This window comes from Bartonella tribocorum CIP 105476 (assembly GCF_000196435.1).
Classification (GTDB): Bacteria; Pseudomonadota; Alphaproteobacteria; order Rhizobiales; family Rhizobiaceae; genus Bartonella; species Bartonella tribocorum.
Window position 1 is genome coordinate 480,065 of sequence record NC_010161.1, and the last position, 16,447, is coordinate 496,511.

Genomic DNA, 16,447 nt, shown 5'->3' on the forward strand with positions numbered 1-16,447 from the left:
GGTTTATTGCCTCTCACCGGTTGAAACAATTTCATCATTGATGATTTCTGTGTTTCCTTGAATAAATGCATCACCACATATGACGGCATCTCCCCCAACTTTTGCTCTGATAGAAATAAGTGGGCAGTCATAAATTTTAGCGTTTCCATAAATTTTAGCTTTTCCACTGATAAATGCCGTATCATAAACGCTTGCATTTCCGTAGATTTGTGCACTGGCAAAAACACGAGCATGTCCAAAGATCTGCGCATTACCAAAAATATTGGCTTCTCCGGTAACAGATGCACTACCAAAAACGCATGCGTTTTCGTAAATATCAGAAATGCCATCAATATAAGCTTCACCATAAACACGCGCTTTGTCAAAAACATGAGAAAAACCACTAACACGGGCATTGCCATAAACCTTAGCATTACCAAAAACCTTGGCATTGTCATAAATTTTTGCCTCACCACCCACCCAGCAATTACCATGATGCGATAGGTTGTTTTCATGTTCTATAAAGCCGCCTAAATTACCTTTTTTAATAACTCCAAAGTCTCTTAAAGCTCGGATACGGTGAAGAGTTACCCCTTTAAACTCAGCTTTCTCATCTGTAAGTTCGTATTTCTTTTCCATGATTTATCCCCCTACCTTAAAATAGCGTCACTTCCATAAAATGCTGTATCGCCGGCTACTATGGCATTACCACGAACTTTTGCGTTATTATAAACTTCGGCATCATCATAAACCTTGGCATTTTCAGAGATATATGCATTTTGATAAATACAAGCATTGCCTCCAACCCAGCAATTATCATCATGGCTAAGATTCCATTCACTCTCGACAAAGCCACCAAGGTCGCCTTCTTTGACATCATCAAAATCTTTTAAGGCGCGTATGCGATAAAGCGTTGTTCCATCAACTTTGATTGTTTCATCAGTGAGTTTATATTTCTTTTTTATCATGATAGCCTCCTCTTAATGTATGCTTTGTCGTTTAAGTTCTTGAGACAACACACCAATGCCTTTTGCTGTGATTTTTGCGCAAGGAATGACTTTTTCTATTCCACTCGAAGTTTGAAGCGTGATGGTTGGACAATCCATAAGTTGCTTTTGGATTTTGTCTTGATACGGTAGCAAATTTCCACCCGCTGCACGTCTGTAAATCCACCCTTTTTGCTGTAAAAATTGAATGAATTGTTTTGGTTGCATCTCGAGTATTTTAGCAGCTTCTGTAAGACCAAAGAGCCCATCATGGCGCTGTAAGCTTTCAAGAGCCATGGCTTTTGGTGTTAAATCTTCAATGATAGTGTCTTTTTGATCTATTTGACCTTGTAGGTAATTCAAAAAGCCAATCATAGCCTTTGGACTTGAATAGTCGATTTGTGGTGTTACTACTTGCTTTTCCAATTCTTGCCAACGATCAATTATTTTTGCTCGTAAGGCAGTGCTGTAACCAGATACGAGAATTAGGCATTCACGTTTGGGGAGGTTATAACAAGGTCGGCTTTCACCTTTGCCATCAAGATAATAACCACTAAAATCAACCCCCTCAAATTTGAGGACGTTAAGTTCTTCAAGTATTTTCTTGATATCACGCATAACATTATCATGTCTTTTTTCACATAATTGGGCTATTTCAATACTGGACATCGTTTGAACTGTTGTGTTTTGAAAATTGTTTGCAGATGTTGTGACAAAATTATGCATGATGGACTCCTTTCAAGAAGCTTGTATTTTTTTCATATGTTCTAATAAAATTTTGCATCATCACTTCCTTAATTAAAGAAAATGCAAGATTTGATATAATTGTCTGCCCATGTTTCTATGGCGTTCTGTTTGAGCAACTTTTCTTGCTGCGTGAATTTTGAAGTGATGATTATCGGTTTTATCTGTTTCTATTTCAGATTTTGGACAAATCTTTTTTTTGTTCCATTCTTGTTTTGTAAAAACAAAATCCACACTTTCTTTTAGATCAAGCTTTTCAACACAATCATTAAACCAAGTATTAAAATCTTGTTTTAAATTTAAGTACCTATGCATGACATGGGCATTGACCATTTGGACATAACCAATACTGTTGTCTGCCTCGTTTTCAGGTATGAGATATCCTTCACTATCATTATCATGTGTGTTCATAAGATTACTCTAATCAATTATTGATGGGAAAAGGGGGCGCTTTTTCAAATGCCCTTAAGAATTTTAAAGTACATCACAAGGACGAAAACGGTGCTGCTGTTCGTAAGAACCATACATTGCATCATCATATTCGCGCTGTTTTATATCGTCTAAAAAAAAACCGTATGCAGTGCTGTGTAAAATAAAGTCGTGTGGTATGTTTCCGTTAAAACACTGTTCTTCATATTCTCTAAGATAAAGTTCTGCAATATCTTCACAACTCTTCTCAGAAGGATTGATGCGAAAGATTTAGATTGCATCATCTACCTCATCAACAATGCTTAAAACTTGGCTTGCATTAAGTGGTCCAGACTCTGCAATGTATTGATCTTTATCGTAGGCAACTAATAAAATTTCATTGGAATGAATGAGAATTGGCTTATCCATAATTTCCCCTCCCTAACGCCTCTTGGCGATTGTTCGTGTTAATTTATATAAAACTTATACGTAAATGTATAAATAAAATCAAGAAAAAAATTACGAATATTTCACTTTTTTTGCATTTCTGTATAAATATCGTCTTTAGAATAATAGAATCAAAAGCTTTACTGGGATTATTTCATAAGTGGGCGATAAGATTTGTGTGGTAGTATTGCAACTATCTCTCCAACCCATTTTATCTTAGCATTTTTAATCGGGTCTGCATTCCATGACTTGAGTACAATACCTTCTAAAGAACGAGTAATTTGTTTGATAAATCGCCTATTATCTTCTGTTAGAACAACAACTTCATCACCGTAATAACCGCTCACTGGTTTTGTTTGCAGATGTTTAACTACAATTAAATCACCATCTTTATATACGGGATACATAGAATCTCCACGAACCATGAATCCTATTGCTTCAAAAGGCAAATCAAATGGTATTTCGATTGTTTCAAGTCCGTCTTCTGGAATTTGTTCAACATTTGTGTCAATCTCTAGCCCTGCTCCTACATATCCCATAAGAGGAACAAGTGTAGTAATTTGGTTATATCCCTTTAAGCTTTTATAAAGTTCTAAAATTGCATCTCTATGTGAACCTCTAGGGTCTGATTCACTTCCCAACCACCTTGATACGGTTGCTTGAGTTACGTTTAGTCTATCTGCAAGATCTTTTTGACTGAGACCGAATTCAGATTGCAATACTTGCAATGTAGCAATGATGTTTTTTGTCATAATTAATTACTTATGATTTCTTAATTAAAAAAAATCTATTGTTTTTTAAATTAAATTTTATACAATTGCGTATATGGTTAAAAATAATGGATTCAACTCAAATGAACACAGAGGAAAAATTAAAGATTAAATCTATTCGAAAGTGCTTATCGCTAACACAAAAGGAATTAGCAGACCTTTTGGACGTTAAGCAAGCTTCTGTTTGTCGTTGGGAACAAGGCAAAGGATTATCACTAAAAAGTTATCTTAAACTGCAAAAGTTGAAAGATAGTTCTAGCTCTATGTCTGCTTTTATTGCTGCTTCTACAGATAACAACAAACACCCACAGCATCATTCACACTCTTAAACAGGCAAAAATAAAGAGCTCAAATTAATTTAAGGGGGGGATTATGATCACTAATGCACAAACCATTCTTTGTCTTGATCTAGGGACTAAGACTGGCTGGGCTATATGCGGTGCTGATGGTTTTATCACAAGCGATACAGAACATTTTCAATCACGCCGTTTTGAAGGCGGTGGTATGCGTTATCTGCGCTTTAAGAAATGGCTTTCTGAACTAAAGAGATCTGTTGATGAAATTGATACAGTGTATTTTGAAGAGGTACGTCGGCATGTGGGGACTGATGCAGCGCATGTTTACGGTGGCTTTCTAGCAACTTTGACGGCTTGGTGTGAACATCATCAGATACCGTATGAAGGCATTCCCGTTGGTACCATTAAAAAAGTGACAACAGGCAAAGGGAATGCGTCAAAAGAAGAAATGATTAAGGCAATGCGTGCAAAAGGTCACGCACCTGTGATGACAATGAAGCAGATGCTTTGGCAATTTTATATTTAAAGAAAGAAGGGGGTATGCATGTCCAGTAAAATACCATGGACAAGGCTTTTTGCTGATAAATGGATTCTTGATCTCACTTATTTGTCTTCTATTGAAGGCAATATATACATGAGATTACGGTTGCAAATGCTTCACACAGGTGAGCCGCTTTTAAATAACATTAAGGTTTGGGCTAATTATACTGGCTATTCAGTAAAGGCATTTGTCAAAGCATTAGATGTTTTACAGAGCACAGGTCATATTATTCGTTTAGCAGACGGTCGTTTATGGAATCTAGATGTTGAAGCAGAATTAAGTGATAGCGCCGGAAAATCAGAAGCGGCATCAAAAGCTGTTAGTGCTAGATGGAAAAAATCTAAAGAAAAAGACGTAAAGCATAATACAGAATCTATACAAGCTAAATACGAAGGCGATACGGATTCTATACGGAATGAATACGAAAGCGATACGGAAACGATACCATATAACATTAACAATAACATATATAATAAAAAAACTAATACTATCGTATTAGCAAAAAAAGAAATTGGTTCTGAAAATTTAGAAACAAACGATTTGGTTGAAGAGCCAATCGAGGATGATGCTCTCAAAAGCCAATCAGAACAAATCGAAATGGTAGAAACCAACCAACTACCCATTCACGAGCAAGAAAACGTTCTCAAAAAAGCTAAGCGGTCAAAAGCTAATCGGGGTTGTCGATTGCCTGCGGATTTCGAACCCGATTACGATTTTGCAATCGAAGAGGGCTTGCCTCCAGAGCGTGTCAAAGTCGAAATCGCAAAGTTTCGAGATTACTGGCGTTCAAAAGCTGGAGCAAATGCAACCAAAACAGATTGGCAAGCAACATGGCGTAACTGGGTGCGAAAGGCTATCGAGGATTTAGAAAAAACAAAAAACACGAACAACAATGGTGGAAATTATGGAAACTTTTCAAAAGATCAAAGAACTCGTGGTGGTACCGGAGAGACAATCCGTAACCTTATCCGTGAAGCAGGATTTAGTGAATCCACTTCAAAACATTGCACAACAGATGGCGCAATACGTCACAAAGGAGTATCCGTGGACCTTGATCAGTGGCATGAAATTGACACCAGCACTAGAGGAACAAGCTTTCGGAGTGTATCAGACAGTCCAAAACTTACTTACCTTGAAAGCGTCTGTTGAAGATATTGCAGAGGCTCTTGATGTGCTTGAAGGCGGTTTGACAATGCAAAAAGTTTCTAATGCACAAGCACGTGCAAAGGCTTATATCGCAGCTCTTAACGGCATTTCACTCTGGGCTTTGTTGCAGGCTGTTAAAAATCTTATACGGGGAGAAGCCAAAGGCATGTCAACAACGTTTGTTCCCTCTTGTGCTGATCTTGCGCAGTATTGTCGCGATTTAGAAAGCAGGCTTTATGGTGCTGCTGAGAAAGTTTTTATCGCTGTTGAAAATACGCGGAACAAAGCACTGGGTGGTAAACGTATTTCATTCATGAGAATAGGCAAGCCTAGTGAAGAGTGTCATGACAGTAGCAGTTCCAAAGCAGCCTAAAAACAGCAAAATAGTGAAAAGTGCTGATGGTTTTGTAATTAGATATGCGTTTAAATCGATAAAAAGGCACCGTACAAAGCGATTTAAAGATTTTATGATAAAACACACACCAGTAATATAAAACGCTCTGTACGGTCAAGTTTGAGGTAAATTAACCTATTGGTAAAAATAGGAATTAAAACATGGAAATATTAAAACGAAGATTCTTTAAAAAACGTAAATAATCAATACAAAACATTCCTAATTTATGTGCTATAGGGTTTTGTTCTTTAAAGTACTATTGGAGATATCATGATATTTACTTCATTTGAATTAGAAAATTTTAAAGGGATAGGAGAACCTGTAAAAATAGATCTCTCAGGAGGAGATAGGAGCTTTCCTTTTATTCTGGTAGGAAATAATGAATCAGGAAAAACAACAACTTTGCAAGGTATTCATCTCTTGTCACAGCTATGTTTAGGGAAACAATTAACAGACGAAGATTTTGCTTCTATACGTCCTAAAACAGCTTTTTTTGATGAAGACATTGTTTTATCTACCACAATTTTATTGGACGAAACAGAGATTGAAAAATTAGCTAAGATTAAAATACTAAAAAAAATCAAGGATGATTTATCTGAAAAAAGCCAGACATTACATTTATCCTTTAGTATATTCATTTGATAATAGTATTTGCACAGAAAAATATATTAAGATCAACGGTAAAAATTATGGAGATGAAATAGCAACGGCTTTTTTAAATTACTTAAAGAATCATATTCCTGAAATTGTCTATTATGATGATTTTATGTTTGATGTGCCCGATAAAATTAGATTTTTAAAAAGTGCAACTCATGCTTCAAATGAAGAATTAAAAGAAGATAGTTTTTTAAGTGATAAAAAAAATCTTTTATGGCATGATATTTTTAATGATTTACTGATTGGTAGCCGCAAAAAGCGAGCTGGGAAAGAACCAAAATCCGATATTAATTTTCAACGTGATATTGTTGATTGTAGTGATGAAGATGCAGTCGATCAACGTTTGTCTTCTATAAATGATTATCTTAACACTGTTATTACCAAGGACTGGGAAGATATAACGGGAGGAAAGACTGTATTTGATAGATTTAGCGTAGAAAAAGTGACGGGATCTAATCCTAATTTTGCAGATTTTTGTTTAAAGGTCAAAGCTAAAGACCGCACTTTTTCTTTACATGAAAGAAGCAAAGGGTGCCGTTGGTTTTTTTTCTTTAAAGTGCTTACAGATATTCGTACCAACAGAAGCAAAAGTGGAATAATTTTCTTATTGGATGAACCAGCAAGCAATCTACATATTCATCCTCAAGAAAAAATATTACAATCTTTACAGAAATTATCATCTTTTGACAAGAATAGCGTGATTTATTCTACTCATTCCCCTTATTTGATTGAAGAAACTCACGTAGATAATTTATTTATTGTCCGCAATGAAGCCTCTGATTGTGACGATCCTAAAATTCTATGTAGCAAAATTTCTCAGCTAGACAAAGGAAGTGATGAATTGGTGAGATCAGTCGAGCCTATTTTACAGAAAGTTGTAATGAATCAAGTTAAGCAGCTTGGTAAAAACTGGCAAGAAAGAATTCTAAAAATTTGTAACACTACTAAAGAAACAGGTATTATTGCTGAATCTGTCCAAAAAATTATTAATTTAGTACAGACTATTTTTTGATAAGTTATTATCAAAATTAGCCATTTAAAACGCAATATTATATGTTAAAAATAATAATAAATGATGATACAAACATGCTAAACACAGTGATGTTAATTAGGTGCCTTGGTGCAATTCCGATAGCAAAACAATAACATGAGGAGCTCATTTATTTTACTATTCCCAAAAATACAGCTAAGCAGCGTTCAATTTCCACCATTTTATCTGCATGAATGGAGCCAAAAGCTGGACTAACTTTTTCACATCTTACCGTCATAATTTTATCAATCATGACTTGAGAAGTTTTTTGTAAACCATTTTTGCTGTCCGGTTGGAGAGTAATGCGAAGTAATGGCGTATCAACAAGTGTGCTGGTAATGGGTAAAACCGTTACGCTTGTATGTTCACTAAATTGATTGGCTTGAATGATTAACGCAGGTCTTGGTTTACCAAAATCGCCTTGCATAGCTATTGTGACGAGAGATCCACGCATCATTCTGTCCAGCCATCAATATCCATTAAAGATTGATCCATTAACAACTGCATAGATGTATCTGTTTTATCCATTTTTGCGACTAAGCGACATTGGCGTCGGCACTCTTCTGCAAAGTTTGGTTGACGAGTATCTGGTACCCAAATTTGCATTAAGCGCAAACCTGCTTTTCTTTGTGCGTTGCGATGTTTTTGAACGCGTTCATTAACGTGCATTGTAGCCATAAAAAATCTCCATTATGTTTCATGTAACGTATAACATAGAAAAAAGTTACATGAAACAAAATTTTGAATAAATTCGCGAAATTCAATTTTTTATCCCGAAGGCTATAAAACATAATGTTATATGTTAATAATCAATAATATATTATTGAAATAATTGAAAAAACAATAAAACTCTGCTAAGATTTTCACATATTTAAATACGAACTTAAGGTAACAAAAAACATGCTGAATAAAGTGATGTTAATTGGCTATTTAGGGGATGATCCCGAAAGCAAAACGATGACTTCTGGAGCAGAAATAGTCAATTTTCGTATGGCAACTTCTGAAAGCTATACAGACAAGGCAACCAATAAGAAAGTAGGCAAAACAGAATGGCACTCCGTAGTGGTTTTTAATCCACATTTGGCAAAAATTGCTCTTCAGTATCTCAGTAAAGGTTCAAAGGTTTACATAGAAGGCAAATTACAAACCCGTAAATGGCAAGATAAAAACGGTCATGATTGTTACACAACAGAGATTATCTTGTCACAATATAAAGGCGAGTTGCATTTGCTTGATGCAAAGAAAGAGCAATCTACGTCCTCTTCGTCTGTCACTTCTCAAAGTTATGCTATCGCTTCAGGTGCTGATGATTATGGCACAGCTCTTAATGATAGCATGCCATTTTGATTAAAAAATAGAGCAAAAATAAGAATGTGGATTTCCACAGATACGGGGGATGTATGAGAAAGAAAGATGCCTACATTTCACAAGCGAAAATATGTCAAGATTCTGTTAATCAATTGGCAATTGAAATACGTGCAAAACGCTTTGGTTTGACTATTGAAGAGGCTAAAAATCCGCTTGCTGGGTCTTATGTTGGGCGGCTATGTTTGCAAGGCGTGCTTACTCAAGATCAGTATGATGCTGCGCAAAAATATCTTGAAGTGAGAAATGATTATTCGTGTGCAAAAGGTTTGCCAAGCGCTGTTTATGATGAAATGCCATCATCTTCTGATGACAAAGCAAGAGAGAAGTGGGTTGAACGTGCAACAGAACAGTTTTCTAGCATGCAAGAGGTAATCAAAGAAACACAATGCCTCTATAAACAGTATAATTTTTATGCAGCTCTACAATATCTTGTTAGTGAAGATCAAACGTTGCCATATCTTATAAATTCATTGCAGATTGCTCTGAATGCGCTTCATAGACATTTTACGCAAAAGCGCAAAAAAGACTATTGAATAGTAGGCTTTAGAGTGTTATATTTTTATATAATACTGAAGGGAGCGTTTTATGCACACAACAAAATTACGTAAAGTTGGAGGATCAGTGATGCTCTCCATCCCACCTGCATTGCTTGATGTTCTTCACTTGACTGAAAATAGCGAAGTTGGTTTGGCTATTGATAATGGTCGTCTTGTCGTGGGACCATCAGTCCAGCCGCGATACACGATGGCTGAGTTATTAGCTGCCTCCGATTATTCGCAACCACAATCACCTGAAGACCGTGAGTGGGTTGATTCCTCTGCTGTAGGGGGCGAGCTTATATGAGGCGTGGTGATATCTATATGGTAGATTTGGAACCAATCCAAGGACGAGAGCAGCGTGGGTATCGTCCTGTCGTCATTGTTTCTCCTGATGATTTTAATCAAGCAACAGGTTTACCAGTTATTTTGCCGATCACAAGCGGTGGAAATTTTGTTCGCCGTATTGGATTTGCAGTGCCGCTTACGGGTACAAGAACGAGGGGTGTTATTCGTTGCGATCAGCCTCGTGTTCTCGATTTGGTGGTGCGCAATGGGCGTAAAGTAGAAAGTTTGCCAACAGTTATTATGAATGAAGTATTAGCGAAGGTTGTCACGATCTTTAGTTGATCAATTATATGTAGGATCCAGTCTTTCAGATAAGATATTACCACATCTTGTAAGTTCATTACGGATTGTTCTAAATGCTCTACAGAAATATTTTGACAAAAAACTAAATGGTAGATGTTTTATGTTGTTTCTTTCGCTTTGACGTGAAACGTTTTTCTGTACAATTCGTTGTATTTGTATTACAATGAATACAAAGATGAGGACTGCGTTATGACGATATCTATTCGGTTGCCAAGTGATCTCGAAACACGTTTGAATAATTTAGCTGCTAAGACAGGACGTACAAAGTCTTTTTATTTACGCGAGATTATTGAACGTGGAATAGAGGAAGCGGAGGATTATTATTTAGCTTCACAAGTAAGAGAGCGCGTTCGAAGGGGAGAGGGTACTTTTTATAGCTCTGAAGAGGTGAGGAAAGAGCTTGGCTTGGACGATTAGATATGAAAAAAAAGCTCTTAGTTTTTTAAAAAAATGCGATAAAAAAGAAGCACGGAGGATTGTTGATTTTTTAGATCAACACGTTGCTCCTCTTGAAGATGTGCGTGTAATAGGTAAGCCCTTAAAAGGACAATTATCAGGTTTATGGAGATATCGTGTAGGAGATTACAGGATACTTTGTGAACTCTATGATAAGAAGCTTGTCGTATTAGTTTTGGCTGTTGGACATAGAAAAAATATATATAAAGGTTAAGGTAAATCTTTTATAAAATATTTTGATTTTCAATCAAGGATTAAAAGGAGTAATACCGCGCAACTAATTAGAGCTGTTGTTAATAAAAAGAAATAAGCAGGAATTTTCAATTTAAAACGCCAAAGTAAGTTAATGATTATGGACATTATACTAACAAATATGAATATTCCTATTATAATGATAAATATAATGATGAAATGATCAAATGTTATATGTCGTTGAGGTTTTTCATAATCAGAAACAGTGGAAAATGAAATGTTATATTGATTAATTCCACTATCTGAAAAAATCTTTTTTGGATGCTGTTCTGCCTCGTACTGCTTTTGTAAAACTTTAATTCTTTCATATAAGCTTTGATAAATATTAGCAGACTGATAATGAGTAGGGAGTTCACTATTGGCATAATCAGAAAGAAAAAGCCCACTGATTACTATGATTAATAAGTAACTTATTTTTTTTGCTGATAAATAATTCATTGTTTCTTTTATGGTTGGAGTTTAAGTATATATTAAAGATTAAGGAAAAATGCTTAGTAAATATTTTGACTGTTAGACAATTTTCCAAATAAATTTGATCAATGCTATAAACGCTACGATCCCTACAATTTCATCTAAATTTTCTATTATTATAGCAATAAAAATTGACACTCCTAAAAATGCTATTCCTAATACAGGATAAAATACAAAGGCTGCTGCCATAGCTGTATAGCATCCTGTTTGGAATTGGAGGGACAAGAGCTCATAAAATGCGCTGTCAATATTTTCATCTTTTAAACTTAGCTTTTCTTCTCTTGCACATGCACGTAGTATCAAAAAATACGATACAAATGCTACAAATATTGGTACAATTAATTTATCTTGTTGTTGATTGTCTAATCCGAAGGGATTAAAACCCAGTATCATAAAGCCAATTATAGCAAAGAAGGGTAAAAACAAAATTAGTGTAAATGTCTTTTTAATTCTATATGAAACTTCTTTTTTGAAAAATAACACTGAAATCCCCCCGGCTTTTATGATTTTCTGATCATATAATTGATTCGTTTAGAGGATACAATTGTGAGTGGGTGCTTGCTGCTAAAGACACTATATTTAGGCAATAAAATAAAAAATATACAATATCGTGATTTTTTTGTTGACAGGATATGAAAAATAGTGTTTTATGGCGCTGCTGTACTGGTCGAATTGCGTCTAAAATTACAGCAGAGAATTCCTCGTCAACTCCTTTTATTAAATTGACATGATGATTTAGAGCCCTGCGTTTTGCGGTTTTTTTTGTTATTTGGAGAAAGTATTTTATGACAGCGAAAAATACAAAGCAGGCTCCACAATCCAAAAAAATGCCACCAAAGGCGTTCCCAATAAGAATACACATTATAAATAAAAACACAATAAAGTCAATATGTTGAGTGTAATTATTTTATATGAATCCACTTAGGAATCCATCCTTTTATACGTGATTCATTTGACTATTTTTTATATAAGATTGCCATGTATGAATAGATCATAAAAAGCAAATCATGATGCAAATATTATAACGCATGTAAACGTTCAAATGAAATGAAAAGCAGTTATCACTCATAACAGTTTATAAATTTTATGATACGTTTTTATCACAGCACAAATCACATTGTTTAAAATTTAATCGTTTGGAATTATCGATAACATATGTTTTAAAGATTACTTCTTATTTTAAAGATTGGATTGTTAATCGCATAAAATAACAAATTAACGTTCGCCAAAATTGGCGAGCGCAAAATCTAAAGAGTGTTATAGCAATATTAGATCATTCTATAAGAGGGTAATCGTTTGAAACTGTTATAAGGTAAATTGTATCAAAAGATACGCATTTATAGAAAATAGAGATCATATAATTTTTCCCAAAATTGGGAGAAACCATTTAAAATGGCATTAAAGAAATTAACTGTTTGAAACTGTCATAAGCTTATAGGTTTAATTTATAAAGATTGCATAAAAGGATTAAGGACAAGATCGCTTTTAAAATGCTGTCTAAAAGTTTAGAAAACGATAGGCAGGCATTATACAGACCCTATCATCACAACAGTATGAAATTCAAAACGTTATATCTTATGAAATGAAAAGCCTTTTAATGAATATAGTGCATAGCTAGTTTTGAAGAACGGAACTGTTCGCTTCCATAAAAAAATGGAGGCGCATAATGCCATAGCAGTAAAAGACTATTTTACCTTAAACATGATACTAAAAAACATTTTAAAAGTTATAGTTTAAAAATACGAAACCAAATGAGGTCTCCTCAAATTTGAGGGCATCTCTTTAGACAAAGATAAGCAGGTAAAATTCAAAATCGTTATAACATCACAAGGCATAGGATTTACTTAATTTTGAGTCAAAAGCGACATTGTTTAAAGAATGCTCTATTCTAAAGATAACGAGCTCGAATTTGAGCTAGTTGATTTTGCCAACTCAAAATTGAGCCAGCTTATTTGTAAAAAGTTACATTTAATGAAAAGTGAAAATACGCTTATGAGAGCCTTTCTAAATGAACTTTTAAACGTTTGAAACTAATGTTTATAACAGTTTTTAAAGCCTTGCGTTTGATAAAAGCGGTTTTATTTGTTTTATGAGATCTTTTTTTAAAAGCCAACGTTTGCAAATGTAAAAAGAACGTTTTTAAAAAAGACATTAGTCTAATAGGCATTTGCTTTTGATTGTATTGAAATGAATCTAAAAAGCGTTTTGATTTTATACAATGCGTTATTTGAATTTACTCAATTTTAAAGTCAGTATATTGAAACGTTTTAAAAGAAGCATTGTGATCATGGGCTTTGTTTTAAATGACCACCTCACAAATGAGGGCGTTATGATTGATACGTTTGAGATTAACAAAAAGCGTTTATAGGCTCTCTCATTCAAAAGAGTGATTAAAGATCATACGCATTATTTACATTCCTTTTGATAAGTTTTCATATTTTTAATAGAGCACTTGTAATATAATACGTTTTGTATATATGTACTCATTACTCCATTATGAGTAATTAATTTTAATCATAAGAATCATTCTTAGAAAGCCGCGTCATATCAGTTGGCACGGCTTTCTTTTATGAATTCTCTCTTTTATGATGGGGTTATAACCATCAAGAAGGCGCTCCCATACCTATTTTTATTCTGTTTTATCAATAATCTTAACGACATTATCGCTTTGATAAACCTCACAAGAGCCCCCCACGCGCGCATTGCCATAGACCTTGCCATAAATCTTTGCACGACCATTAATCACAGCATAATTATAAATTTTCGCATGGCTATAAATGCAAGCAGAGCCACAAACCCTAGCATGACCATAGACGCGTGCATAACTAAAAACCGTAGCATCATAAGAAACATGCGCATGGTCATAAATATGAGCATCAGCAAGAACGCGGGCAGCACCACTCACATGAGCATTGCCATAGACATGCCCACGCACCTGAGAAAGATGGCGTACTTTAGCATGATCAGAAACGACGGCATTGCAAAAAACAGTAGCATCATCATAGACCCAGCAATTGCCATCATGAGATAGGTTAGTTTCATCTTCAATAAAGCCGCCTAAATCACCAGCCTTCACATCATCAAAATCTCTTAAAGCCCGAATACGATAAAGGTTTGTAATTTGCTTAGTAAGTCTATCTTTAATCTGTTTGATTTCACTAGTTAATTCATATTTTTACACATAGAGATACCCTCACAATCTAATGTGATAAACGTTTGATAAAATTTGAAATGGAAAATTGGCTTGGAAAGCAGGCGCCCCCACAACGCCCGCCGCTGCTTTATTGATTAAACCCAGACAATTTCTAACTCGCCATAAGGAGAGAGACGTTCAATATAGGTTTTAACCTTAGTAGAGCCGCCGACATTTTCACGAATAACAGCAATGCCATGGATATGAGCATTTTCAAAAATATGCACGTCATTTGCTATACGCGCGTTTTCATAAACCCTAGCATTGTCATAAATATAGGCATTATCATAAATAATAGCCTTGCCATACACATGAGCATTGCCATAGACACGGGAATTATCAGAAACAACGGCATTGCCATAAACATGCGCATTATCATAAATATAGCCAGCAGCGATAGCATTATCATAAACGCGGGCATGACCATAGATATGACCACAAGCGACAGCCTTGCCAAAAACCCTTGCGTTTTCATAAACGTGAGCATTTTTAAACACAAGAGCATCATCATAGACCCAGCAATTGCCATCATGAGAGAGGTTATCTTCCTTTTCGATAAAGCCCCCCAAGGCACCAGCTTTAACATCAGAAAAGTCTTTTAATGCTTGGATACGATAAAGGGTATGATTACCAAATACACGCGTTTCATTTGTGAGTGCAAACTTTTTTTGCATAACACAATTCCTTTATAAAGAAGATTAAATTTTAGAATGAGATTTTTAAAGAGGGGCGCCCCTGCCGCGCCCGCGCGTTATTTACGCAGCATCATTTTCATATTCGCTGTCATTATCATCGTCATAATACCATTCACAATCAGCATAATATTCATCACGATAATAATCATCTTCACTACCAAATTCTGGATATGCATCATCACAAATATCTTCATTAGCAGTTAGAGAGGCATTACTATGAATATAAGAATTCCCTGAGATAAGAGCATCACAAACCACGGCATCATCACAAATATGAGCATGATCAGTGACGCGGGCGTTATCATAAATTTTAGCATTACCTTCAATTACAACGGCATTGCTAACATGAGCATTGCCTGAAAGTTTAGCATTGTCCTTTAATGTTCTTCCTTCAAAAATAGCATTCCCATAAATTTGAGCATTGCCATAGACATCAACAAAAAAGCTTTTGATTTTCGCATTTCCGAAAACCCGTGCATTTTGAAAGACGCGTGCTTTATTATAAACCCAGCAATTACCCTCATGAGAGAGATTCTCTTCACTTTCAATATAGCCACCTAAGTCCCCTTTTTTGACATCATCAAAATCTCTTAAAGCTCTAATTCGAGTTAAGAAATGACCATCGATATATTCACCATCATCAATAAATTCGTATTTTTTTGCAGGCTCTTGTTTATTAACAGATGCGCTTTCATTTGAAATGTTAGAGAGAACGGAGGCGTTTTTTGATATATTTGTCATATTTAAAACCTGTTTGAATAATATTGTTATTGACAGCCCAGAAGGGCGCCGGGTGCTAACAAACACGGCAAACAGTCCGTCGTTACACTTTTCTCATAAAGAGTATTGTATGGTGTAACCACACCCGACATAATCATTATATGCTAATCATAACATAAAAGACAGTCAGTATTTTAAAAGATGGGAAAGATTGTTTCGTAATCTACCCGCTTGATGTTTAAGTGTTTCTATCACTTGAGTATTTATATAACAAAATACGTATTTATTGTCAAATGATATTTTATCTTTTTTGATATTTTTTTAAATACGTTGTGTATTGATAATATCTTATGCTTATGAATTGCTTCTTTTATATTTATATATATTTAAAGCTATATTATGGGCTTTCTGAAACGATTGCGTTATATTTTGAATCTATACATTTATAATATTTAGAAACGCTCTCATAATGCGTATTTTTATCCTTATAACCTATCTGTTTTTTCACTAAATGAATTTAAAATTTTTTGTGAATTTTGTTTATAACGCATTTGCAACTTAACAGCTTTTTATAGAGATGATTTTTTTATAACCAATGCATTCTCTATAGCTGTTATCTTCTTTATAGCCACAGTGTTATTTTTCATTCTCATAAGAGAAACGATAAATAGGATATAGGATAATTACGATTTATAGATTGTTATGAA

Annotated in this window: 22 protein-coding genes and 2 pseudogenes; 12 read left to right on the forward strand and 12 right to left on the reverse strand. The window is 34.8% G+C overall.

Features of this window, described 5'->3' with window-relative positions:
- Positions 1-3: 3 nt before the first annotated feature.
- From BTR_RS02060 to BTR_RS02085, 6 genes and pseudogenes are all read right to left on the reverse strand, one after another.
- Positions 4-618: a hypothetical protein gene (locus BTR_RS02060; RefSeq protein ID WP_012230962.1), complete on the reverse strand. Its 615-nt coding sequence runs from the start codon at positions 616-618 to the stop codon at positions 4-6.
- 11 nt (positions 619-629) lie between these two features.
- Positions 630-947, reverse strand: a complete 318-nt coding sequence (locus tag BTR_RS02065) for a hypothetical protein (protein WP_012230964.1) — start codon at positions 945-947, stop codon at positions 630-632.
- A 12-nt stretch (positions 948-959) separates the two neighbouring features.
- Positions 960-1,691 carry a Rha family transcriptional regulator gene (locus BTR_RS02070; RefSeq protein WP_012230966.1) on the reverse strand — a complete coding sequence of 244 codons (732 nt, stop codon included), beginning with the start codon at positions 1,689-1,691 and terminating at the stop codon, positions 960-962.
- A 72-nt stretch (positions 1,692-1,763) separates the two neighbouring features.
- On the reverse strand, positions 1,764-2,120 hold the full coding sequence (locus BTR_RS02075) for an antA/AntB antirepressor family protein (protein ID WP_012230968.1): 357 nt from the start codon (positions 2,118-2,120) through the stop codon (positions 1,764-1,766).
- 63 nt (positions 2,121-2,183) lie between these two features.
- Positions 2,184-2,546, reverse strand: a pseudogene (locus BTR_RS02080) (hypothetical protein).
- A gap of 167 nt (positions 2,547-2,713) precedes the next feature.
- Entirely contained in the window at positions 2,714-3,316 is a 603-nt protein-coding gene (locus BTR_RS02085; RefSeq protein WP_012230972.1) for an XRE family transcriptional regulator, read from the reverse strand.
- Between the two features lie 101 nt (positions 3,317-3,417).
- Here BTR_RS02085 and BTR_RS02090 point away from each other — a divergent pair, with 101 nt between their 5' ends.
- The 6 genes and pseudogenes from BTR_RS02090 to BTR_RS11915 all read left to right on the forward strand — a co-directional run bounded on the left by BTR_RS02090 (position 3,418) and on the right by BTR_RS11915 (position 7,380).
- Positions 3,418-3,663, forward strand: a complete 246-nt coding sequence (locus BTR_RS02090) for a helix-turn-helix transcriptional regulator (RefSeq protein WP_038474456.1) — start codon at positions 3,418-3,420, stop codon at positions 3,661-3,663.
- Between the two features lie 43 nt (positions 3,664-3,706).
- Positions 3,707-4,185: pseudogene (locus BTR_RS02095) on the forward strand (crossover junction endodeoxyribonuclease RuvC).
- Entirely contained in the window at positions 4,175-5,320 is a 1,146-nt protein-coding gene (locus BTR_RS02100; protein WP_012230977.1) for a DUF1376 domain-containing protein, read from the forward strand. The pseudogene BTR_RS02095 and the gene BTR_RS02100 overlap by 11 nt, the downstream one beginning before the upstream one ends.
- On the forward strand, positions 5,274-5,690 hold the full coding sequence (locus tag BTR_RS13350) for a hypothetical protein (protein ID WP_244393496.1): 417 nt from the start codon (positions 5,274-5,276) through the stop codon (positions 5,688-5,690). Before BTR_RS02100 ends, BTR_RS13350 begins: the two co-directional genes overlap by 47 nt.
- Before the next feature lie 291 nt (positions 5,691-5,981).
- Entirely contained in the window at positions 5,982-6,353 is a 372-nt protein-coding gene (locus BTR_RS13650) for an AAA family ATPase (RefSeq protein WP_012230981.1), read from the forward strand.
- Positions 6,298-7,380, forward strand: coding sequence for an AAA family ATPase (locus tag BTR_RS11915; protein ID WP_012230983.1), 1,083 nt, complete (start codon positions 6,298-6,300; stop codon positions 7,378-7,380). Before BTR_RS13650 ends, BTR_RS11915 begins: the two co-directional genes overlap by 56 nt.
- A gap of 148 nt (positions 7,381-7,528) precedes the next feature.
- On the opposite strand, the gene BTR_RS02120 is transcribed toward BTR_RS11915, so the two are convergent.
- Positions 7,529-7,852, reverse strand: a complete 324-nt coding sequence (locus BTR_RS02120; protein ID WP_038473287.1) for a type II toxin-antitoxin system PemK/MazF family toxin — start codon at positions 7,850-7,852, stop codon at positions 7,529-7,531.
- A complete protein-coding gene (locus BTR_RS02125; RefSeq protein WP_012230987.1) occupies positions 7,852-8,076 on the reverse strand; it encodes an antitoxin MazE family protein in 225 nt (74 codons plus the stop codon). Before BTR_RS02125 ends, BTR_RS02120 begins: the two co-directional genes overlap by 1 nt.
- A gap of 222 nt (positions 8,077-8,298) precedes the next feature.
- Between BTR_RS02125 and ssb the strand changes: the two genes are divergently transcribed.
- The 6 genes from ssb (at position 8,299) to BTR_RS02155 (ending at position 10,623) form a co-directional block, all read left to right on the forward strand.
- Positions 8,299-8,745, forward strand: coding sequence for a single-stranded DNA-binding protein (gene ssb / locus BTR_RS02130; protein WP_012230988.1), 447 nt, complete (start codon positions 8,299-8,301; stop codon positions 8,743-8,745).
- A 53-nt stretch (positions 8,746-8,798) separates the two neighbouring features.
- Positions 8,799-9,299, forward strand: a complete 501-nt coding sequence (locus tag BTR_RS02135; RefSeq protein ID WP_012230989.1) for a hypothetical protein — start codon at positions 8,799-8,801, stop codon at positions 9,297-9,299.
- A gap of 52 nt (positions 9,300-9,351) precedes the next feature.
- Positions 9,352-9,609, forward strand: coding sequence for an AbrB/MazE/SpoVT family DNA-binding domain-containing protein (locus BTR_RS02140; protein WP_012230990.1), 258 nt, complete (start codon positions 9,352-9,354; stop codon positions 9,607-9,609).
- The gene (locus BTR_RS02145) at positions 9,606-9,932 is read left to right on the forward strand and encodes a type II toxin-antitoxin system PemK/MazF family toxin (protein ID WP_012230991.1); all 327 of its coding nucleotides are present in this window, start codon (positions 9,606-9,608) and stop codon (positions 9,930-9,932) included. The genes BTR_RS02140 and BTR_RS02145 overlap by 4 nt, the downstream gene beginning before the upstream one ends.
- A gap of 210 nt (positions 9,933-10,142) precedes the next feature.
- Positions 10,143-10,370 (forward strand): type II toxin-antitoxin system RelB family antitoxin, encoded by a 228-nt coding sequence (relB, locus tag BTR_RS02150; RefSeq protein ID WP_007346764.1) that lies wholly within the window; start codon positions 10,143-10,145, stop codon positions 10,368-10,370.
- Positions 10,354-10,623, forward strand: coding sequence for a type II toxin-antitoxin system RelE family toxin (locus BTR_RS02155; protein ID WP_012230995.1), 270 nt, complete (start codon positions 10,354-10,356; stop codon positions 10,621-10,623). Before relB ends, BTR_RS02155 begins: the two co-directional genes overlap by 17 nt.
- 548 nt (positions 10,624-11,171) lie before the next feature.
- Here the strand turns inward: BTR_RS02155 and BTR_RS02165 are convergent.
- From BTR_RS02165 to BTR_RS02180, 4 genes are all read right to left on the reverse strand, one after another.
- Positions 11,172-11,615: a hypothetical protein gene (locus BTR_RS02165; RefSeq protein WP_012231000.1), complete on the reverse strand. Its 444-nt coding sequence runs from the start codon at positions 11,613-11,615 to the stop codon at positions 11,172-11,174.
- A gap of 2,146 nt (positions 11,616-13,761) precedes the next feature.
- Positions 13,762-14,286 carry an LbetaH domain-containing protein gene (locus tag BTR_RS02170; protein WP_081458153.1) on the reverse strand — a complete coding sequence of 175 codons (525 nt, stop codon included), beginning with the start codon at positions 14,284-14,286 and terminating at the stop codon, positions 13,762-13,764.
- A gap of 134 nt (positions 14,287-14,420) precedes the next feature.
- On the reverse strand, positions 14,421-14,999 hold the full coding sequence (locus BTR_RS02175) for a hypothetical protein (RefSeq protein ID WP_012231004.1): 579 nt from the start codon (positions 14,997-14,999) through the stop codon (positions 14,421-14,423).
- 81 nt (positions 15,000-15,080) lie between these two features.
- Positions 15,081-15,761, reverse strand: a complete 681-nt coding sequence (locus BTR_RS02180) for a hypothetical protein (RefSeq protein ID WP_012231005.1) — start codon at positions 15,759-15,761, stop codon at positions 15,081-15,083.
- Positions 15,762-16,447: the final 686 nt, after the last annotated feature.